The organism is Rhodothalassium salexigens DSM 2132, from assembly GCF_004341375.1.
Lineage (GTDB): Bacteria > Pseudomonadota > Alphaproteobacteria > Sphingomonadales > Rhodothalassiaceae > Rhodothalassium > Rhodothalassium salexigens.
In genome coordinates this window covers 386779-407455 of sequence record NZ_SLXO01000002.1, presented here as the reverse complement: position 1 = coordinate 407455, position 20677 = coordinate 386779, and the positions used below count along the sequence as shown (strand labels likewise).

Here is a 20677-nt window from a genome sequence, read left to right as displayed (position 1 = left end):
AAGCGCCTGGGCCGCCTGCAGGAACACGGTGCCGCCGCGGCGTTGGCCGTTCAGCCGTCGCCCGTCGCGTCCAGGTCCTGGAGCTTGCGGTACAGGGTCGACCGGCCGATGCCGAGCCGACGCGCTACCTCGGTCATGCGGCCGTCATAAAGGTCGAGGGCGCAGCGGATCACATCCGCTTCGATATCGGCCAGCGGCCGCACATGGCCGTCGCCGCGGACCAGGTGCACATCGGTCGCGGCGCCGTTGGCGGCCGGGTCGGTGGCGGGTGCCGGGCTGGTCGCCACCGGCCACGCGGCCCGGTCGGTGGTGTTCCCCAGGTCGACCGCGGCGCCGGCCGTATGCGCCAGATGCGGAAAGTCGTCGATGCGCAGCGTGTCGCCCTCGCACAGCACCACGGCGCGGTAGATGGTATTCTGCAATTGGCGCACATTGCCGGGCCAGTGATAGGCTTCCATCAGCGCCATGGCATCCGCCGACACCCGTTTGGTCGCCATGTTTTCGCTTCGGCAGACCCGGGCGATACAATCTTCGACCAGGGATGGAATGTCGCCGGTTCGCTCGCGCAACGGCGGCAGGGTCAGCGGAAAGACGTTGAGCCGGTAATACAGGTCTTCGCGAAACCGCCCGTCCGCCACCATCGCCTCAAGCGATCGGTTGGTCGCCGAGATCAGCCGGATATCGACCTTGATCGGGCGTCGTGCGCCGACCGGTTCGACCTCGCGCTCCTGCAACGCACGCAGCAATTTGACCTGGATATCCGGTGGCAGTTCGCCCACTTCATCCAGGAACAGGGTACCGCTGTCGGCCTCTTGAAACTTACCGGTGTGGCGGTCGGTGGCGCCGGTGAAGGCGCCGCGTTCATGGCCGAACAGGATGCTCTCGACCAATCGTTCGGGGATCGCGCCGCAATTGACCGCGATGAACGGGCGCTGGGCGCGTTCGGACACCGAGTGGATCGCCTTGGCGAACAATTCCTTGCCGACGCCGCTCTCGCCGTCGATCAACACCGGCAGCGACACCGACGCCGCCTTGCGCGCCAGGCGCATCGACTGGCGGATCGCCGGGCTTTGGCCGACGATGGCGGTGAAGTCGCTGTCGGGCTCGCCGGCCAGAGGTTCGAACGGCGCGTCAAACGCCGCCGCCGCCCCGCCCGCCGCCTTGGCCGCCTCGACGATGCGGTCTTCGGCCGCCGGCTTGACCAGAAAGTCGCTGGCGCCGGCGCGCATGGCTTCGACCGCGGTGTTGACGCCGCCATGGGCGGTCAGCACCACGATCGACAGATCGGGGGCTTTGGGCCGCACCGCGCGGATAACCGCCAGGCCGTCGGTGCCCGGCATGGACAGGTCCAGGAACACGCAGTCGATCCGGCCGGCGCCGGTGCCGGTCAGGCGCGCGATCGCCGCGTCGCCACTGCTCGCCGTTTCGACCGTGAAACCCGCCCGTTCCAGCACCGCCTGCAACAACAGCCGCTGTGTCGGTTCGTCGTCGACCACCAATATATGTGTCATGGTGCCTGAGATGGTTCGTCGCGTATCGCGTTCTGTGACTATCGTACCATAATGGCACAACATAAAAGAGTGAAGAAATCGGAAAAGCCATGGAACCAAGCGCCGCGACCGGTCGTATTGTCGTTCGGGTAAGGAGTGATTGATGTCTGATAAGGCGTATGACGACCGAAACAATTTGGGCGGCCGGGTGCGCCGCTATGCGCGGGTCGGCGGCTCCGTGGGCGGGCTGGCGGCGCGGCTGGCCGGCGACCGATTGTTCGGCATGAAGATCGATCGCGACGATCACGCGATGGAACTGGCCCAGGCGCTCGGCAATCTCAAAGGGCCGGTGATGAAGGTGGCGCAGATCCTGTCCACCATCCCCGACGCCCTGCCCAAGGAATATGCCCAGGAGCTGGCCCAGTTGCAGGCCGCCGCGCCGTCCATGGGCTGGACCTTCGTCAAGCGCCGGATGCGGACGGAATTGGGCGAGGGCTGGCGCGACCGGTTCGCCTCGTTCGACCGCGAGGCGTCGGCGGCGGCGTCGCTCGGCCAGGTGCACAAGGCCACCGATACCGCGGGCCACGCGCTGGCGGTCAAGCTGCAATACCCCGACATGGGCGCAGCGGTGGAGGCCGACCTCAACCAGCTGGATTGGATGCTGAGCCTGTTTCGCCGCTACGACAAGTCGGTGGACACCAGCCAGATCCGCGAGGAACTGGCCGAACGGCTGCGCGAGGAACTGGACTATGCGCTCGAAGCGCGGCACATCGCGCTGTATCGCCATATGCTGGCCGACGAGCCCACGGTGCACGTGCCGGCGGTCTATCCCGATCTGTCCGCGGGCCGGTTGCTGACCATGGAATGGCTCGACGGCACGCCGTTGATGCGCTTCACCGACGCCGACCAGGAAACCCGCAACACCATCGCGCGCAACCTGTTCCGCGCCTGGTACGTGCCGTTTCACCGCTATGGCGTGATCCACGGCGACCCGCATCTGGGCAACTATGCGGCGCGTGACGACCTGTCGATCAACCTGCTGGACTTTGGTTGCGTGCGGGTGTTCCCGCCGCGTTTCTGCGGCGGCGTGATCGACCTGTACAAGGCGCTGCGCGACGGCGACGAGGCGTTGGCGGTGGCGGCTTATGAGGCGTGGGGCTTCCACAATCTGTCGCGCGAACTCGTCGAGACGCTGAACATCTGGGCGTCGTTCCTCTATTCGCCGCTGATGGAGGACAAGCCGCGGCTGATCAACCCGGCCGACAATCCCGGCCAGTACGGCGCCGAGACCGCCACCAAGGTGCACAAGAAGCTCAAGGAACTGGGGCCGGTGACGCCGCCGCGCGAATTCGTGTTCATGGACCGGGCGGCCCTGGGGCTTGGCGGCGTGTTCCTGCGGCTCGGCGCGACGCTCAACTGGCACCAATTGTTCCACGACATCGTCGGCGATTTCAGCGTCGAGGCGTTGGCGGCGCGTCAGAACCAGGCGCTGGCGGCGGCCGGCATGGAAGGCACGGTGGACGGGCGCTGAACCGGGCTGAGCGCGGCCGTCGGTGCCGGACCGGCCAGAGGCTTTGGCTGTGGTTCTGGCTGGGTTTGGGCGCCGGCCTTGCGGCTGGTGTGTTGCCGGGTCTGGTGTCCAGACTTGCGCTTGTCGGTAAAATCGGCGGCCGGGCGCGCGCATGGACTTTTTCCGGCCGCGTCGTTCGTGTGCATCCGCCGGCCTTGACTTCCGCGGCGTCACCACAAAGCTTGAACACTTGTGTTCCATCCGGGCCGGGGCCACACTCCGCCCACTCTGACTAACCGACGGGAGCCAAAATGCGGGTAGCTGTTGTCAAGGAACGGCTGGACGGCGAAAAACGTGTCGCTGCCACGCCGGAAACGGTGAAGAAACTGGCCGGCCGGGAGATCGAGGTGGTGGTCGAGGCCGGCGCCGGCTTCGCCGCGGGCTTTCGCGACCAGGCGTATAAGGACGCCGGTGCCACCGTGGCCGAGGACCGCGAGCAGACGCTCAAGGGCGCTCATGTGATCCTGACCGTGCGCGGTCTGGCCAAGGACGAGTTGGAGCCGGTGGACAAGGGCGCGCTCTTGGTCGGGCTCATCAACCCCTACCAGAACGGCGCTCTGGTCAAGGCGTATGCCGACAAGGGCGTGCTGGCCTGCGCCATGGAATTCGTGCCGCGGATCACCCGGGCGCAGGCGATGGACGTGCTGTCGTCGCAGTCCAACCTGGCCGGCTACAAGGCGGTGCTCGACGCGACCGAGCATTTCCCGCGCGCCATGCCGATGATGATGACCGCAGCCGGCACCATCGCGCCGGCCAAGGTGTTCGTCATGGGCGCCGGCGTCGCCGGCTTGCAGGCGATCGCCACCGCGCGCCGCCTGGGGGCGGTGGTGTCGGCCACCGACGTGCGCCCGGCGGCCAAGGAACAGGTGGAAAGCCTGGGCGGCAAGTTCGTCATGGTCGACAGCGAAGAGACCCGCGAGGCCGAGACCGCCGGCGGCTATGCCAAGGAAATGAGCGACGACTTCAAGCAGAAGCAGGCCGAACTGGTCGCCGAGACCATCAAGAAGCAGGAAATCGTCATCACCACCGCGCTGATCCCGGGCAAGAAGGCGCCGACGCTGATCAACGCCGAAATGGTGCGGTCGATGAAGCCGGGCTCGGTGATCGTCGACCTGGCGGTGGAGCAGGGCGGCAACTGCACGCTGTCCAAGGCCGGTGAGGTGGTGCTGGATGACAAGAGCGGCGTGACCATCGTCGGCCACACCAATGTGGCGAGCCGGCTGCCCGCCGACGCGTCGTCGCTGTACGCCAAGAACCTGTTGAACTTCCTCGACCTGCTGACCGCCAAAGGCAAGGACTTGGAGATCGACTTCGAGGATGACATCGTCCAGGGCGTCCTGCTCACCAAGGACGGCGGTGTGGTCCACCCCAATCTGGCCAAGGCGGCCTGATCCCCGGGGATATGGGGACACCGGGATACCGGGATACCGTAAGGGCGCCGGCGCGCCGGTCTGCGGGCCTTGAGCGGCGGCGGTTGGTGCTGCTTCGACGGCTCCGCGTCCTGGTCCCGGCGCCGGCTTCCGGTGTCCCGTGCGATCCGACTTTCATGCGCTGACATCCAAGGAAACGATTATGACGTCTACCCTGTTGATGGCGGCCCAGGCCGCGGGCGAGCATGCCGCCACCGCCAGCCCGGTGGTGCAGCAGCTGTCCATTTTCGTGCTGGCGATCTTCGTCGGCTATTATGTGGTGTGGTCGGTGACCCCGGCCTTGCACACGCCGCTGATGAGCGTGACCAACGCGGTCAGCTCGGTGATCATCGTCGGCGCGCTGCTCGCCGCCGGCCCCGCCGGTGGCATGACCACCGCCAAGGTCCTCGGTCTGATCGCCGTGGCGCTGGCGGCGGTGAACATCTTCGGTGGCTTCGCCGTCACCCAGCGCATGCTCGCCATGTACAAAAAGAAGCCCAAATAGGCGCAGGGGAACCAGACAATGTCGCAATATGTTATCGACGCGACCGCGATCGCCTATTTGGTCGCCGCGGTCCTGTTCATCATGGCCCTGCGTGGTCTGTCGCACCCCGAGACCAGTCGGCGCGGCAATCTCTATGGCATGATCGGCATGACCATCGCCGTGGCCACCACGGTGCTCAACCCCGAGGTGATGAGCTATACCGAAATCCTGGTCGCCCTGGTGCTGGGCGGCGGGGTCGGGTTGGTGATCGCCCGGCGGGTGCCGATGACCGCCATGCCCGAACTGGTCGCCGCCTTCCACTCGCTGGTCGGCCTGGCCGCCGTGCTGGTTGCCGCCGGGGCGCTGGAAAACCCGGTGTCTTATGGCATCGCCGACAGCACCGGCGCGATCTTCACGTCGAGCCGGATCGAGATGAGCATCGGCGCGGCGATCGGCGCGATCACCTTCTCGGGCTCGATCATCGCCTTTCTCAAGCTGCGCGGCACCATGTCGGGCAAGCCGATCCTTCTGCCGGCGCGCCATCTGATCAACCTGGCCATCGGCGCGGCGATCGTCGCCGGCGTGGTCTTGTTCGTCCAGGATCAGAACGCCACCATCGCCGGGGTGCCGGTATTCTATGCGCTGACCCTGCTGGCGTTCATCATCGGCTTCTTGCTGATCGTGCCGATCGGCGGCGCGGATATGCCGGTGGTGGTGTCGATGCTGAACAGCTATTCGGGCTGGGCTGCGGCCGGTATCGGCTTTACCTTGCAGAACAACGCGCTGATCGTCACCGGCGCGCTGGTCGGCTCGTCGGGCGCGATTCTCAGCTACATCATGTGTAAGGGCATGAACCGCAGCTTCATCAGCGTCATCGCCGGCGGCTTCGGCGGCGACGAGGCGGCGGGCCCGGCGGCGGCCGCCGGCGACAAGAGCGTGCGCCAGGGCTCGGCCGAGGACGCCAGCTTCATCCTGTCCAATGCGTCCAAGGTGATCATCGTGCCGGGCTATGGCCTGGCGGTGGCGCAGGCCCAGCACGCGCTGCGCGAGATGGCCGACAAGCTGAAGGAGGAAGGCGTCGAGGTGAAGTATGCCATTCACCCGGTCGCCGGCCGCATGCCCGGCCACATGAACGTGCTGCTGGCCGAGGCCAATGTGCCCTATGACGAGGTGTTCGAGCTGGAAGACATCAACAGCGAGTTCCAGACCGCTGATGCCGCCTTCGTGATCGGCGCCAACGACGTCACCAACCCGGTGGCCAAGTCGGACCCGTCGAGCCCGATCTACGGCATGCCGGTGCTCGACGTGGAAAACGCCAAGACGGTGTTGTTCGTCAAGCGCTCGCTGAGCCCGGGCTATGCCGGCGTCGACAACGAGCTGTTCTACCGCGACAACACCATGATGCTGTTCGGCGACGCCAAGGCGATGGTCGAAGGCGTGGTCAAGGCGCTCGAATAGGCGCGGGGCCGGACCCTGCGACCGGCCGACACAACAAGGCCCGCCTCGGCGACCCCGGGGCGGGCCTTTTGCGTCTGGAACAGATCGTGGTGGGATCAGCTTGCGCGCCTGTCCCGGTTGCCGACGGGACGCTCACGCCGCGCCTGGCGCCGGGGTCCAGGGCCGGCCGCGCCGATGTACGGCCGCCGGCGCGGTCAGCGGCCTTCGAGCAGGTGGTCGACCTGGGTGTGGAGCAACAGGTCAAGACGGCTGAGCGCTTCCGATTGCAACGGCCCCGGGGCCGCCAGATCCCGGTCGAAGGCCGCGCCGTGCAGGATCGCCAGTTCCTTGAAATAGGCGATCACCATCTCGGCGCGCGGCAGGATGATCGCCCGCTCGCGCCGCGGGTCGAGCCGGGCCTCGCGGCACACGGTGTCGAACCGTTCGGCCAGCGCCGCCAGGGTCGGCTGGGCCATTTCGGCGATGGCGGCGCAAAAGCGGTCGAGCCGTTCGTCGCGGTCCTCCACCGGGGTCAACCTGCGCGCGGCGTCGGCACAGTCGACCACCGTCTCCAAGCCGGCGAGCAGGGCCTGCACGGTCTCGTCCATGGACCGGGCCACGTCGCCGCGGGTCGGCAGGCGGCCGGGACCGGGGATCACATTGTCGGTGCGTTGGTCGGTGCCGGTCACTGTCTGATCCTTTATTCGCGCGGGCGTCCGGCGTACACCGGGGCCTGCGACGCGCCGCCGTCCGGCCGCCCCCGGCTCGCAAGGGGCGCGGGCCGCGCCGCAGCGCGCGCCCTGACGCCGCTTCGGGGTCGCCGTCAAGCCGCCTGCCGGCCGCCTTGAGGGGACGACGGAGCGCGTCATGATGTTCAACCGATAATAAGGGGCTCCGGCCCCGGCTTGTAAAGGCACGCGTTGGCTCATGCCCCTCGATCCCCGTTATACCCTTGCAGCCCTCGACACCATCGGCTCCACCAATGACGAGGCCAAGCGCCTGGCGCGGCAAAGCGACGCGCCGACCCTGACGCTGGTCTGGGCGCGCCGGCAGAGTGCCGGCCGTGGCCGGCTCGAACGCCGCTGGATGTCGCCCGAGGGCAATCTCTATTGGAGCTGCGTGGTGCGTCTGCCGCTGGTCGGCGGACAGGTTGCGCCGGTGACCGGCGACCTGTGCTTCGCCGCGGCCGCTGCGGTGGTGGCGACGGTGCGGCGGCTGGCCCCCGAGGTCGCCGACCTGGCGGTCAAATGGCCCAATGACGTGTTGATCGGCGGTGCCAAAACCGCTGGCATCCTGGTCGAGGCCGACAATGGGGCCGCCCCCTTCGCGGTGGTCGGCATCGGCGTCAATGTGGGCTGGGCGCCCGACGACACGCCCTATCCCGCCACTTGCCTGGCCGCCCATGGCGGGACGACCGACGTGGCGCGCGCCTTCGACGCCCTGTCGGCGGCGTTCCTGCACTATCACGACCTGCTGATCACCGCCGGGCCGGCGGCGGTGCGCGCCGATCTGGAGGGCTTGTGGGCGCGGCTGGGCGAGCGCATCGAGGTGCGCGCCGGCGCCGAGCCGCTGGTCGGCGTGTTCGAGGGGCTCGACGGCCACGGCCGGCTGTGCCTGCGCCTGGACGACGGCCGCCGGCGCACGGTGACGGTGGGCGACGTGTTCTTCGTCTGAGCGGCCGGGCGCGGTCGCACCGGCCGGGGCCGGGCAGGGGGCGTCTCTCCCGCCCCCGCCTCTTCGCGCCCCCGCCTCTTGAGCTCCGAGCCTCTCCCCCCCTGAGCCTTCCCGGCCGAGCCTCGTCAAAGCCTGCTTGGCCGGCGCCCCGCGGGCCGGCGGGCTTAGAAGAACGCCTGCAAGCCGGTCTGGGCGCGGCCGAGGATCAGGGCGTGGATGTCGTGGGTGCCCTCATAGGTGTTCACGGTCTCCAGGTTCACCATGTGCCGGATCACGTGATACTCGTCCATGATGCCGTTGCCGCCGTGGATGTCGCGGGCCTGGCGCGCGATATCGAGCGCCTTGCCGCACGAATTGCGCTTGATCAGGGACACCGTCTCGGGCGCCAGTCGGCCGGCGTCCTTCAGCCGCCCGGCGCGCAGGCAGGCGCCAAGACCCAGGGCGATTTCGGTCTGCATGTCGGCCAGTTTCTTCTGCACCAACTGGGTCTGGGCGATCGGCTTGCCGAACATGGTCCGGTCGAGCGCGTAGCTGCGCGCCGCATGCCAGCAGAACTCGGCGGCGCCGAGCGCGCCCCAGGCGATGCCGTAGCGGGCATTGTTGAGGCAGCCGAACGGGCCCTTCAAGCCTTCCACATGGGGCAGCAGATGGTCGTCGGGCACCTCGACGCCGTCCATGACGATCTCGCCGGTGATCGAGGCGCGCAGGCTCATCTTGCCCTCGATCTTGGGCGCCGACAGCCCCTTCATGCCCTTTTTGAGCACGAAGCCGCGGATCACCTCGTCTTCGGTCTTGGCCCAGACCACGAACAGGTCGGCGACCGGCGAGTTGGAGATCCACATCTTCGCCCCGGTGAGCTTGTAGCCGCCGGCGGTCTTGACCGCGCGGGTCTTCATGGCGCCGGGGTCCGAGCCGGCGTCGGGCTCGGTCAGGCCGAAGCAGCCGATCAACGCGCCGCTGGCCAGGCCGGGCAGCCAGCGCTGGCGCTGGTCCTCGGTGCCGAAGGCGTGGATCGGGTGCATGACCAGCGACGATTGCACCGACAGCGCCGAGCGATAGCCCGAATCCACCCGCTCCACCTCGCGCGCGATCAGCCCATAGGCGACGCTCGACACACCGGCGCAGCCATAGCCTTCGATGGTCGAGCCGAGCAGCCCCTGCGCGCCCATCTCGGTCATGATCTCGGTGTGGAAGACCTCGTGGCGGTTGGCCTCCAGGATGCGCGGCATCAGCGATTGCTGGGCATAGGCGCGGGCGCTGTCGCGGATCAGGCGCTCTTCCTCGGTCAACTCGTCGTCGAGCAGCAGCGGATCTTCCCAGTTGAAGGTCGCACGGTTTTGCCGCTTGGGCGCATCGTTGCGGGTCTCGGGCGTCGGTCGGGCCACGGCCATCGGCCTGCTCCTTTGCGTCAGATGGTCTTTGGTTTCTTGATCCCGTCTTCTCATATACGGCTTGGCCCGTCGCGACGCCAGCGGCGTCACCGCGACGCGGGCGCCGCTGTTTCAGGCCTGGAGCATCGATTGACCGGCGTCAGCGCGCGGCCTAGCCTGGGGTTGAGGAACTGGAGAAGGGCGATGAAAATCGCATGTCTGGGGGGTGGACCGGCGGGGCTTTACGCCGCCATCTCCATGAAGTTGCGCGACCCTGACCAGACCATCGCCGTCTATGAGCGCAATCGTTCGGGCGACACGTTCGGTTGGGGGGTGGTGTTTTCCGACCAGACGATGGCCAATCTGCGCGCCAACGACCCCGAGACCGCCGACGCGATCTCCGCCGAACTGGCCCATTGGGACGATATCGAGGTGCGCATCGACGGTCATGTGGAGCGCTCCACCGGCCACGGTTTCTGTGGCATCGGCCGCAAGCGGCTGCTCGCCATCCTCCAGGACCGGGCCCGTGCCTTGGGCATCGAACTGGTGTTCGAGGCCGACATCGACCCCGACTGTCTGGCCGACGACCCGCGCTTCGCCGATTGCGACCTGATCATCGCCGCCGACGGCATCAATTCCAAGATCCGCAGCCGGTATGCCCAGCAGTTCAAGCCCGACATCGACGTGCGCCGCAACAAGTTCGTCTGGCTCGGCACCCACAAGCTGTTCGAGGCGTTCACCTTCAGCTTCAAGCGCACCGACCATGGCTGGATCTGGGCGCACGCCTACCGCTTCGACGATCGGACCTCGACCTTTATCGTCGAGTGCAGCGAAGCGACCTATCGCGGGCTCGGCTTCGATACCATGGATCAGGACGAGACCTGTCGGGCGTGCGCGCGGCTGTTCGCCGACGATCTGGACGGCCACGGGTTGATGAGCAATGCCCATCACCGGCGCGGCTCGGCGTGGATCAACTTTCCGCGCGTGCTGTGCGAAACCTGGCACCATGGCAATCTGATCCTGATCGGCGACGCCGCCCACACGGCGCATTTTTCCATCGGCTCGGGCACCAAGCTGGCGCTCGAAGACGCCATCAAGCTGGCCGAGGTGCTCGACGACGACGGCGACCGGCCGCTGGCTGCGGCCCTCGACGAGTATCAGGACGAGCGACGCACCGAGGTGCTGCGCCTGCAAAGCGCGGCGCGCAACTCCACCGACTGGTTCGAGGGGCTGGACCGCTACACCGGGTTCGAGCCGGTGCAGTTCGCCTATGCGCTGCTCACCCGCAGTCAGCGGGTCAGCCACGAAAATCTGCGTCTGCGCGACCCCGAATGGCTCGCCAAGGTGGAGCGGTGGTTCGCCGAACGGGCCACCGGTGCGCCGGTCAACGCGCCGGTGCCGCCGATGTTCGCGCCGTTTCGGCTGCGCCAGATGCGGCTGGCCAACCGGGTGGTGGTGTCGCCCATGTGCACCTACAGCGCCAAAGACGGCCTGGTCGACGACTTCCACCTGGTCCACTACGGCGCGCGTGCCATGGGCGGGGCCGGGCTGGTCTACACCGAGATGACCGACGTCAGCGCCGACGCGCGCATCAGCCCGGGCTGTGCCGGGCTCTATACCGACGCCCACACCGCCGCGTGGAAGCGCATCGTCGACTTCGTGCACACCCACAGCGAGGCCAAGATCTGCCTGCAACTGGGCCATGCCGGGCCCAAGGGGGCGACCAAGCGCGCCTGGGACGGCATGGACGAACCGTTGGACAGCGGTGCCTGGCCGATCGTCGCCGCCTCCGCGGTGGCGTGGACGCCCGCCAACCAGGTGCCCCGGGCGATGACCCGCGCGGATATGGATCGGGTATGCCGCGACCATGTGGCCGCCGTCACCCGCGCCGTCGAGGCCGGCTTTGACATGATCGAACTGCACGCCGCCCACGGCTATCTGCTGTCCAGCTTCATCACCCCGGTGCTGAATAAGCGCACCGACGCCTATGGCGGCAGCCTGGACAACCGGTTGCGCTTTCCCCTGGAGGTGTTCGCCGCCATGCGCGCCGCCTGGCCCGACGAGCGCCCCATGGCGGTGCGCCTCTCGGCGTGCGACTGGCTCGGAGCGCAAGGTGTGACGCCCGACGACGCGGTGGCGATCGCGCGCGCCTTTCGCGATGCCGGCGCCGACCTGATCGACGTGTCGGCGGGCCAGACCTCGCCCAAAGCCCGGCCGGTCTATGGCCGCATGTTCCAGACCCCGTTCGCCGACCGGGTGCGCAACGAGGCCGGCATTCCCACCATCGCGGTGGGCAATATCTACGAGATCGACCATGTGAACTCGATCCTGTGTTCGGGCCGCGCCGACCTGTGCGCGCTGGCCCGCCCGCACCTGGCCGACCCGCACTGGTCGCTGCGCGCCGCCGCCGAACAGGGCTATCGCGACATCGCCGTGCCGCCGCCTTACCAAAACGGCTTCGCCCAGTTGGGCCGGCTGTTGGAGAAGGCCGCCCAGGACCGGGTGCTGCCATGAGGGGGCGTCCATGAGCGAAGACGGTACGCCGACCGCCACCGCCACCGACGACCGGGCCGACGACCCGGGCCAGGCGGGTTTGGCCGGCCTGCACGCGGTGGTCACCGGTGGCGCCACCGGCATCGGCGCGGCGGTGGCGGGGCGGTTGGCGCGCGCCGGGGCGGCGGTGACCTTGATGGCGCGCAATGCCGAGCGCCTCGCCGAGGCCGCCGAGGCGCTGCCCGCGGCCGCCGGCGAGGTCTGCGACGTCACCGACGAGGGCGGCGTGCGCCGCGCCTTCGACCATGCGGTCCGACGCTTCGGCCCGGTGGCGATCCTGGTCAACAATGCCGGCATCGCGCCCACGGGGCCGCTGGCCAAGACCTCGCTGGCCGACTGGCAGCGGGTGCTCGACGTCAATCTGACCGGTGCGTTTCTGTGCAGCCGCGCGGTGATCCCGGCCATGGTCGAGGCCGGTTGGGGGCGCATCGTCACCATCGCGTCCACGGCCGGGCTCAAGGCGTACCCTTACGCCAGCGCCTATGTGGCGTCCAAGCACGGTGCCGTGGGGCTGACCCGCGCCATGGCCTTGGAGCTGGCCAGTACCGGGGTGACGGCAAATGCCGTTTGCCCTGGCTATGCCGACACCGATATCGTGGCCGCATCAGTTCGGACCATAGTGGAGAAGACCGGCCGCGAAGCCGACGAGGCCCTGGCGGCGCTCGTGAAGGCCAACCCACAGAAGCGGTTGATCGACCCTCAGGAGGTCGCCGCGACCGTGATGTGGTTGTGTTCGTCCGACGCGCGTTCCGTCACGGGCCAGGCGCTTGCCGTGGCCGGTGGAGAGGTAATGTAGATGGCCACCAACGAGGCGGAGATGCAGGAAAAACTGGGCGGCGCGCCGCAGTCGAAACAGGCGCTGCGTCTGTGGCTCCGGCTGCTGACCTGCACCACGCTGATCGAGAATCGGATTCGCAACCAGTTGCGCGCCGAATTCGATACCACCTTGCCGCGCTTCGACGTGCTGGCGGCCCTCGACCGCTATCCCGACGGCCTGACCATGGGCGAATTGTCGCGCTGTTTGATGGTCTCCAACGGCAATGTCACCGGCGTGGTCAACCGGCTGGTCACCGACGGATTGGTCAGCCGCACCGCGTCGCCCGCCGACCGGCGTACCCACTTCGTCAGATTGACCGACAAGGGGCAGGAAGACTTCAGGCGCATGGCCGAGGTGCACCATGGCTGGGTCGAATCCATGTTCTCGGGCATCGATGCCGCGGACGCCGACCAACTCTATAACGAACTCGAACGGCTGAAGCGTTCGGTGTTCGCCTTCGACGAGAAATCGGAGACCTCATGACCGCAACCGCCCCGGCCGATGGCCCCGACCCCGCCGCCTTCGACGTCCGTGTCGGCGGCCTTGAGCCCGAGACCTTCGCGCCCGCCCACTTTCGTTGGGCCTTCGGCCAGGGGGTTGCGACGATCACGCTCGACCGGCCGGCGCGCAAGAACCCTCTCACCTTCGCCTCCTATGCCGAACTGCGCGACACCTTTCGCGCGCTCGCCTACACGCCCGACGTCAAGGCGGTGGTGATCGCCGGCGCGGGCGACAACTTCTCCTCCGGCGGCGACGTCCACGAGATCATCGGCCCGCTGACCGCCATGGCGATGCCCCAGCTCCTGGCCTTCACCCGCCTGACTGGCGATCTGGTCAAGGCCATGCGCGGCTGCCCGCAGCCGTTGGTCGCCGCGCTCGACGGGGTGTGCGTGGGTGCCGGCGCGATCGTCGCCATGGCGTGCGACATTCGCTTCGCCACGCCCGAGACCCGGACCGCGTTTTTGTTCACCCGCGTCGGGCTCGCCGGTTGCGACATGGGGGCGTGCGCCATGCTGCCGCGGATTATCGGCCAGGGCCGGGCCTCGGAACTGCTTTATACCGGCCGCACCATGACCGCCGAGGAGGGCGAGCGTTGGGGCTTCCACAACCGTCTGGTCGACCGCGCCGAGTTGGCCCAGACCGCGCAGCGCTTCGCCGCCGACCTGGCCGCCGGCCCCAGCTTCGCCCACGGCATGACCAAGACCCAATTGCATACTGAATGGGCCATGGGGCTCGACGCCGCCATCGAGGCCGAGGCCCAGGCCCAGGCGATCTGTATGCAGACCCGCGACTTCGCCCGCGCCTATGAGGCGTTCGTCGCCAAGGCCCGGCCGGCGTTCGGGGGCGACTGATGGGCGAGCATCCCGCCACAACCCCGCCCGACGCGGTCGCCGAGCCCGGCGTCGCCCCGGCCCGCATGCCCCCTGCCTCGCCCGCCGGCGCCGCCGTCGGTGCCGCCGTCGGTGCCGATCCGGGGCGCTTCGTCGACCGCAGCTTTCTGCGCTGGCCGTTTTTCGAGCCGCACCACGCCCGGTTCGCCGAGGAGCTGGACGCCTGGGCGGCCGACCATATCGCGCCGCTGGCCCACGCGCCGGTCGGCGACGACGCCAGCCTCGACGCCCTGTGCACAGAGATGCGCCGGCGGTTGGGGGCGGCGGGCTGGCTGGCGCACGCGGTGCCGCGCGCCCATGGTGGGGTCGCCGACCGGCTCGATGTGCGCAGCCTGTGCCTGATCCGCGAGACCCTGGCGCGCCATTCGGGGCTTGCCGATTTCGTCTTCGCCCTGCAGGGGCTGGGCGCGGGTGCGGTGTCGTTGTTCGGCGACGCGGCGCTCTGCGCCCAAGTGCTGCCCCGGGTGGCGCGCGGCGACATGGCCGCCGCCTTCGCCCTGTCGGAGGCCGACGCGGGCTCGGACGTGGCCGCCATGACCACCCGCGCCGAGCCCGACGGCGACGGCGGCTATCGCCTGACCGGCACCAAGACCTGGATCTCCAACGCCGGCTTGGCCGATGTCTACACCGTGTTCGCCCGCACCGGCGAAGCACCCGGCGCGCGCGGCATCTCGGCGTTTCTGGTCGACGCCGACGCGCCCGGCGTCACCGTGACCGAGCGGATCCCGCTGATCGCGCCCCATCCCCTGGGCACGGTGGCGTTCGATGGTGTTCCGGTGCCGGCCAGTCGCCGGATCGGCGCGCCCGGCCAGGGCTTCAAGGTCGCCATGGCGACGTTGGACGTATTCCGCGCCACCGTCGGCGCCGCCGCCTTGGGACTGGCGCGCCGGGCGTTGGCCGAGGCCGCGGCGCACGCCCGGTCGCGGCGCCTGTTCGGCGCGCCGATGGCCGATTTGCAGATGATCCAGGCCAAGATCGCGCAGATGGCCTTGGCCGTCGACGCCGCCGCGCTGCTGGTCTATCGCGCCGGCTGGACCCATGACGTGGCGGCGCAGCGGGTCACCCGCGAGGCGGCCATGGCCAAGCTGTTCGCCACCGACGAGGCGCAGAAGGTGATCGACGAGGCGGTGCAGATCTTCGGCGGCCTCGGCGTGCGCGCCGGCCACCCGGTGGAGACGCTCTATCGCGAGATCCGGGCGCTGCGCATCTATGAGGGTGCTTCCGAGGTGCAAAAGCTGGTGATCGCCCGCCAAACGCTGGGGTAGCGCGCGCACGCCGCCCGTCGACACCGAATGCCCCGCCCCGAATGCCCCCATCGACTGCCCCCCGAGTGTGCCCGAGCGCCCAGGCTCCGCCGCTCGTCGCGCGGCCACCCGCCTCGGCCCGTGGCCGCCGTCATGGCGGGCGACGGCGACGCCATGGCGGGGCGTTGATCGCCGTGGGCAAGGGCGGCGCGTGATGGCTGGGGCTGTGATGCGGCGTCGGTGGTTGCGGGCCTGACGCGAGGCGCCGGGCGGGCGCGGGCGTCCTGGCGGCGGCGGGGGCTCTCAACAGTGGATGACAAGGGCCGCGCGGTCGATATGATGGCGGCCATGGACGATCTTCTGCGCACTTATACCCTTAGCCTGGCGGCGCTTTTGGCCACCCTGGCGGTGCTCAAACTGGGCTCGGGGCTGTTGATCCCGCTCGCCATCGCGGGCGTCATCTGGTTTTTGATCGAGGCCTTGGCGCGGGTTATCGGCCGCGCGGTCCGGGCGCCCATGTGGGTGCGCACGCTGGCCGCCACCTTCTTGATGCTGGCCGCGCTGATCGGCGTGGTCGAGATCGTGCGCGAGAACGTCGCCGGGGTTATCGAGTCCGTGCCCGACTATGAACGCCGCATCGAGTCCGCGTTGCGTAGCATTGACGAGACAGTGCCGTTCAGCCTGCCCAATTCGATCCCGACGCTGTTGGAGGCGAGCAACCTGCAGGCCTGGTTCCGCGACTTCGCCGCCGCGTTCGCATCGTTTCTGGGCAATATGGGGCTGGTGCTGGCGTTCGTGCTGTTTCTCTATATCTCGCAGCAGACCTTCCCCGAGCGCCTGCGCCGGGCGTTTTCGGACACCTCGCGGCTGCGCCACGCGCGCCGGGTGCTCAACCGCATCCAGCAGCAGGTGCGCAGCTATCTGTGGGCCAAGACCCTGATGAGCCTGCTGACCGCGGTGATCTGCGGCATCGTGCTGTGGGTCGCCGGGCTCAATTACTGGCTGTTCTGGGCGTTGTGGATCTTTCTGCTCAACTTCGTGCCCTATATCGGCTCGGCCATGGGCGTGTTGTTGCCGACCCTGCTGGCGCTGGTGCAGTTCACCAACCCGGTGGTGATCGCGGTGGTGTTCACCCTGCTGACCATCACCCAGGTGACCATCGACAATCTGGTCGAGCCGCAGGTGATGGGCAAGACGCTCAACATCGACCCGCTGGTGGTGATGATCGCGCTGGTGCTGTGGGGCAGCCTGTGGGGGATGGTCGGCGTGTTCCTGGCGATCCCGTTGACCGCCATCGCGATCTTCATCTTCTACCAGTTCCCGGGCACCCGCTGGCTGGCGATCCTGCTGAGCCAGGACGGCGACCTGGAAGGCGCGATGAGCGAGGATTGAGCGCGCCCGCGTCCGGGCGATCCCCGGACGCGGGCCTGCGGGCGCCGGACGGTCAGTCCTTGGGCGCCACCATGGTTTCGGGCCGGACCACGGCGCGGAACCGCTCTTCGCTCACGGCATTGAGTTCGAGCGCCGATTCGAGCAGCGTCAGGCCCTTCTTGTGGGCGTTCTTGGCCACTTCAGCGGCCTTGTCGTAGCCGATTTCGGGCGCCAGCGCGGTGACCAGCATCAGCGACTGGTCGAGCAGGGTGGCGATGCGCGCCTCGTCGGCCTCGATGCCGGCGACGCAGCGGTCGGTGAAGCTGGTCATGCCGTCGGCGAGCAGGCGGATCGACTGCAACAGATTGTAGATCATCACCGGCTTGAAGACGTTGAGCTCCAGATGCCCGGTGGCGCCGCCGACGGTGATCGCGGTGTGGTTGCCCATCACCTGGGCGCACACCATGGTCATCGCCTCGGCCTGGGTCGGGTTGACCTTGCCCGGCATGATCGACGAGCCGGGCTCGTTCTCGGGCAGCTTGAGCTCGCCGAGGCCGCAGCGCGGGCCCGAGCCCAGCAGCCGCAGGTCGTTGGCGATCTTCATCAGGCTGCACGCCACGGTGTTAAGCGCCCCCGACACCTCGACCAGCGCGTCATGGGCGGCCAGAGCTTCGAACTTGTTGTCGGCGGAGGTGAACGCCAGGCCGGTGATCGCCGCCACCTTCTGGGCCACCGTCTCGGCGAAGCCCGGCTTGGCGTTGATGCCGGTGCCGACCGCCGTGCCGCCCTGGGCCAGCGGGTAGAGCGCCGGCAGCGCGGCGCGCACCCGGCGCAGGCCCTGGCGCATCTGGGCGGCATAGCCCGAAAACTCCTGGCCGAGCGTCAGCGGCGTGGCGTCTTGCAGGTGGGTGCGGCCGATCTTGACGATGCCCTCGAACGCCTGCGCCTTGGCGTCGAGCGCGGCGAGCAGATGGTCCATGGCCGGGATCAGCCGCCGGTGCACTTCCTCGGCCGCGGCGATGTGCATGGCGGTGGGGAAGGTGTCGTTCGACGATTGCGATCGGTTGCAATGGTCGTTGGGGTGCACCGGGTCCTTGGTGCCGAGCTTGCCGCCGAGGATCTCGATCGCACGGTTGGCGATCACCTCATTGGCGTTCATGTTCGACTGGGTACCCGAGCCGGTCTGCCAGACCACCAGCGGGAAATGGGCGTCGAGCTTGCCGGCGATCACCTCGTCGGCGGCCTGCACGATCGCCTGGCCGAGCTTGGGCTCCAGATTGTCCAGGTCCATATTGGCTTCGGCGGCGGCGCGCTTGACGATGCCGAGCGCGCGGATCAGCGGCGCCGGCATGGTCTCGGTGCCGATCGGGAAATTGGTCAGCGAGCGCTGGGTCTGGGCGCCCCAATATTTGTCGGCGGGGACGTCGAGCGGGCCGAAGGTGTCGGTTTCCACGCGGGTGGCTGCCATGGCGATCACTCCATCGAGGGCGGGACAAGGTCGAAGGGTGGACAGACCGGTCGCGCGGGCGACGCCAACCGGCTCAACCTCGCGACCACCGAGAGGGCTGGGGCGGCCGGTCCGTGCGGCGGTGGACAATCAGGCGCGCGACGGCCGCCGGGTTGCCCGGCTGGCCTGCACCCGGCCGCTGGTCAGGTTTTCTTTCGGAACGCGTCGAGCGCCACCACGTTGGTGTCGTCTCCTTCGGCGTCGCCGTCGGGATCCTTGTCGCGGGTCGCGCCGGCCTCGGCGTCGGGTGCGGCCGCTGCGGCGTGCCCGTCTGCCGGTTCGTCCGCGTCGTCGTTCGGACGCTTGTCGGCGGTCGCCCCGGTGCTGGCGTGTCGGCGCTCGGCCTGGTCTTCGCGACCGCGGGCGCGCGCCGAGATATCGACCATCTCGGCCGGCGCGCCGCTGGTGTCGTCGGCGGCGGTGTCGGCGGTCTCGGCGTCCTGATCGGCCTCATGGTCTTGGAACTGCAAGGCGAACTGCACGCTCGGATCGACGAAGCCGACGATGGCGGCGAACGGTATCACCAGATGCTCCGGGTTCTGCTGAAAGCTGAGCCCGACCTGGAAATGGTCGTCGAACACCTTGAGGCCCCAGAACTTGTGCTGGAGCACGATGGTCATTTCGTCGGGATAGCGGGCGCGGAGATGATCGGCCATCTGCACACCCGGCGCGCGGGTGCGGAACGCCACATAAAAATGATGGTCGCCAGGCAGGCCGTCGCGGGCGGTTTTTTCAAGGATTTCCTTCACCACGCCGCGCAGTGCCTTCTGCACCAACTCGTCGTAATCGATTTCCAGCTTCGACATGAACAACGCTTTGCCGGTTATGGGGCCGCGGCAATGCCGGCAGCCGGTGTGTCGGAGACTATTGTGCACTGCCGTTATAGCGGGTGCGCCCCCGCGGCGCAAAGCCGAACCGATGGCGACCCTTGGCTTGTGCCGGGAATCAGATGGGGGCTTCTGTTGCTAGGTGCCCCCGGACCCCACCTAACCCTGTCGAGGGGCTAGGAATTGAAGAGTGCGATCACTCTTACCGCTTACGCGGCAATAGCGACCTCGACGTCATTGTCGTTCGCACTTGCTATATGGCCCGATAACGGCGGTACCATCCCGGGCGAAGGGTCACGTCCTTCAGTCCGCGTCGATCCTGGTTCGCCCCCATCAGCATCGTTCGCCCGCGCCGTTGCCGGCGGTCCAAACGCTGGTGGTGGAGGCGCCGGGCACTGCCCCCGGGTCCGCGTAACCTATTCGACGAGCCGTTTATCGCCATAGCCGACCGTCGCCGGCATCTATGGATATAGACCACAAGGGCCTGGATTTGAAGGGGGTGGACATCATTGCGTGCGCACCGACACCTCAGGCAGGGCTTGGGCGGCGATGCTGCGGATCATCTCGGCCATGGCGGCATAGTCGGTGGCGTTGCCGCTGGTGTGGCGCCACGCCAGGCCGATGGTGCGCACCGGTGGCTCACTGGCCAGCGGGCGCACGCACAAGTCGCCCCCGGCGGCGATTTCCGAGCGCACGTACAGGGCGGGCAGAAACGCCAGGCCAACCCCCATGCCGGCCATCAGACGCAGCGTATCGAGGCTGGTGCCTTCATAGTCCTGGAGGATTTCGGCACCATAGGCGTCGCACACCTGGCGCACCTGTTCGTGCAGAAAATAGCCGGGCTCAAGGGTCAAAACCTTGGCGCCTTCGAGGGCGCGCCGGTCGAGCGGGCCGGCGCCGGCCAGGGCATGGTCGGGCGCGCAGACCAGCAGCAGCGGTTCGTCGAACAGCGGCGCGAAGGCGATGTGGCGGCGCTCCTGCGACAGTGGCGACAGCACCAGGTCGAAGGCGCCGGCTTCCAGGCGGTCCGCCAGGGCACGGGGAAAGTCCTCGCGCACGAAAAGCTTGAGATCGGGGTAGCGGCGGTGCAGTTCGGGCACGATATAGCGCAGCAGATAGGGCCCGAGCGTCGCCGGCACGCCAAGCCGGACGATGCCCGCCAACCCGCCGGCACCCTTGGCGGCGACGCCGCGGATCGCGTCCACCTCGGCGAGCACGCGTCGCGCCCGGTCGACCACCTCACGCCCCACCGGCGTGATCGTGGCGCCGTGGCGGCCGCGTTCGACCAGTTGGACGCCGAGCGTCGCCTCAAGCGTGCGCAGCTGGCTGCTCAACGTCGGCTGGGTTGCGTGGGTGCGTTGCGACGCGCGGCCGAAATGGCCTTCCTCGGCGATCGCCACCAGGTAACTGAGTTGTCGCAATGTGGGCATAGCCAAACGCTTCCTTCTTCGATAGATATTGTCAATCGAAAAAGGCTTGTTCTTTCGATTGGACAAGGCTTAATCGGCGCGCCATCTGCTTAGCGCACAACGG

17 protein-coding genes and 1 other RNA gene are annotated in these 20677 nt (G+C 68.3%); 11 read left to right on the top strand and 7 right to left on the bottom strand.

Annotated elements, in window-relative coordinates:
- Positions 1–50: 50 nt before the first annotated feature.
- Positions 51–1511: a sigma-54-dependent transcriptional regulator gene (locus EV659_RS04205; protein ID WP_132707595.1), complete on the bottom strand. Its 1461-nt coding sequence runs from the start codon at positions 1509–1511 to the stop codon at positions 51–53.
- A gap of 142 nt (positions 1512–1653) precedes the next feature.
- On the opposite strand from EV659_RS04205, the gene EV659_RS04200 reads away from it, so the two are divergent.
- From EV659_RS04200 to EV659_RS04185, 4 genes are all read left to right on the top strand, one after another.
- Positions 1654–3021, top strand: coding sequence for an ABC1 kinase family protein (locus EV659_RS04200; RefSeq protein WP_132707594.1), 1368 nt, complete (start codon positions 1654–1656; stop codon positions 3019–3021).
- Positions 3022–3311: 290 nt separating this feature from the next.
- Complete coding sequence (locus EV659_RS04195; protein WP_132707593.1) at positions 3312–4451, top strand: Re/Si-specific NAD(P)(+) transhydrogenase subunit alpha; 1140 nt, start codon at positions 3312–3314, stop codon at positions 4449–4451.
- Positions 4452–4650: 199 nt separating this feature from the next.
- Entirely contained in the window at positions 4651–4974 is a 324-nt protein-coding gene (locus EV659_RS04190; RefSeq protein ID WP_132707684.1) for an NAD(P) transhydrogenase subunit alpha part 2, read from the top strand.
- 18 nt (positions 4975–4992) lie between these two features.
- Positions 4993–6411: an NAD(P)(+) transhydrogenase (Re/Si-specific) subunit beta gene (locus EV659_RS04185; protein WP_132707592.1), complete on the top strand. Its 1419-nt coding sequence runs from the start codon at positions 4993–4995 to the stop codon at positions 6409–6411.
- A gap of 194 nt (positions 6412–6605) precedes the next feature.
- Here the strand turns inward: EV659_RS04185 and EV659_RS04180 are convergent, their stop codons facing one another.
- The gene (locus EV659_RS04180) at positions 6606–7079 is read right to left on the bottom strand and encodes a hypothetical protein (protein WP_132707591.1); all 474 of its coding nucleotides are present in this window, start codon (positions 7077–7079) and stop codon (positions 6606–6608) included.
- Positions 7080–7317: 238 nt separating this feature from the next.
- On the opposite strand from EV659_RS04180, the gene EV659_RS04175 reads away from it, so the two are divergent.
- Entirely contained in the window at positions 7318–8064 is a 747-nt protein-coding gene (locus EV659_RS04175; RefSeq protein ID WP_132707590.1) for a biotin--[acetyl-CoA-carboxylase] ligase, read from the top strand.
- 164 nt (positions 8065–8228) lie between these two features.
- Here EV659_RS04175 and EV659_RS04170 read toward each other — a convergent pair whose 3' ends face one another.
- Positions 8229–9455 (bottom strand): acyl-CoA dehydrogenase, encoded by a 1227-nt coding sequence (locus EV659_RS04170; protein WP_132707589.1) that lies wholly within the window; start codon positions 9453–9455, stop codon positions 8229–8231.
- 183 nt (positions 9456–9638) lie between these two features.
- On the opposite strand from EV659_RS04170, the gene EV659_RS04165 reads away from it, so the two are divergent.
- The 6 genes from EV659_RS04165 to EV659_RS04140 all read left to right on the top strand — a co-directional run bounded on the left by EV659_RS04165 (position 9639) and on the right by EV659_RS04140 (position 16831).
- Entirely contained in the window at positions 9639–11948 is a 2310-nt protein-coding gene (locus EV659_RS04165) for a bifunctional salicylyl-CoA 5-hydroxylase/oxidoreductase (RefSeq protein WP_132707588.1), read from the top strand.
- A gap of 10 nt (positions 11949–11958) precedes the next feature.
- Positions 11959–12783: an SDR family NAD(P)-dependent oxidoreductase gene (locus EV659_RS04160; protein ID WP_132707587.1), complete on the top strand. Its 825-nt coding sequence runs from the start codon at positions 11959–11961 to the stop codon at positions 12781–12783.
- On the top strand, positions 12784–13287 hold the full coding sequence (locus tag EV659_RS04155) for a MarR family winged helix-turn-helix transcriptional regulator (protein ID WP_132707586.1): 504 nt from the start codon (positions 12784–12786) through the stop codon (positions 13285–13287).
- Positions 13284–14156 (top strand): enoyl-CoA hydratase family protein, encoded by an 873-nt coding sequence (locus EV659_RS04150; RefSeq protein ID WP_132707585.1) that lies wholly within the window; start codon positions 13284–13286, stop codon positions 14154–14156. Before EV659_RS04155 ends, EV659_RS04150 begins: the two co-directional genes overlap by 4 nt.
- Positions 14156–15460 carry an acyl-CoA dehydrogenase family protein gene (locus EV659_RS04145; RefSeq protein WP_200288013.1) on the top strand — a complete coding sequence of 435 codons (1305 nt, stop codon included), beginning with the start codon at positions 14156–14158 and terminating at the stop codon, positions 15458–15460. Before EV659_RS04150 ends, EV659_RS04145 begins: the two co-directional genes overlap by 1 nt.
- Before the next feature lie 327 nt (positions 15461–15787).
- On the top strand, positions 15788–16831 hold the full coding sequence (locus EV659_RS04140) for an AI-2E family transporter (protein ID WP_165878716.1): 1044 nt from the start codon (positions 15788–15790) through the stop codon (positions 16829–16831).
- Between the two features lie 52 nt (positions 16832–16883).
- On the opposite strand, the gene fumC is transcribed toward EV659_RS04140, so the two are convergent.
- The 4 genes from fumC to EV659_RS04120 all read right to left on the bottom strand — a co-directional run bounded on the left by fumC (position 16884) and on the right by EV659_RS04120 (position 20574).
- Positions 16884–18278 carry a class II fumarate hydratase gene (fumC, locus tag EV659_RS04135; protein WP_132707583.1) on the bottom strand — a complete coding sequence of 465 codons (1395 nt, stop codon included), beginning with the start codon at positions 18276–18278 and terminating at the stop codon, positions 16884–16886.
- Positions 18279–18460: 182 nt separating this feature from the next.
- Positions 18461–19123, bottom strand: coding sequence for an SspB family protein (locus tag EV659_RS04130; protein WP_132707582.1), 663 nt, complete (start codon positions 19121–19123; stop codon positions 18461–18463).
- Between the two features lie 142 nt (positions 19124–19265).
- Positions 19266–19643: a transfer-messenger RNA gene (gene ssrA, locus EV659_RS04125) on the bottom strand.
- Positions 19644–19650: 7 nt separating this feature from the next.
- Complete coding sequence (locus tag EV659_RS04120) at positions 19651–20574, bottom strand: hydrogen peroxide-inducible genes activator (RefSeq protein ID WP_132707581.1); 924 nt, start codon at positions 20572–20574, stop codon at positions 19651–19653.
- Positions 20575–20677: the final 103 nt, after the last annotated feature.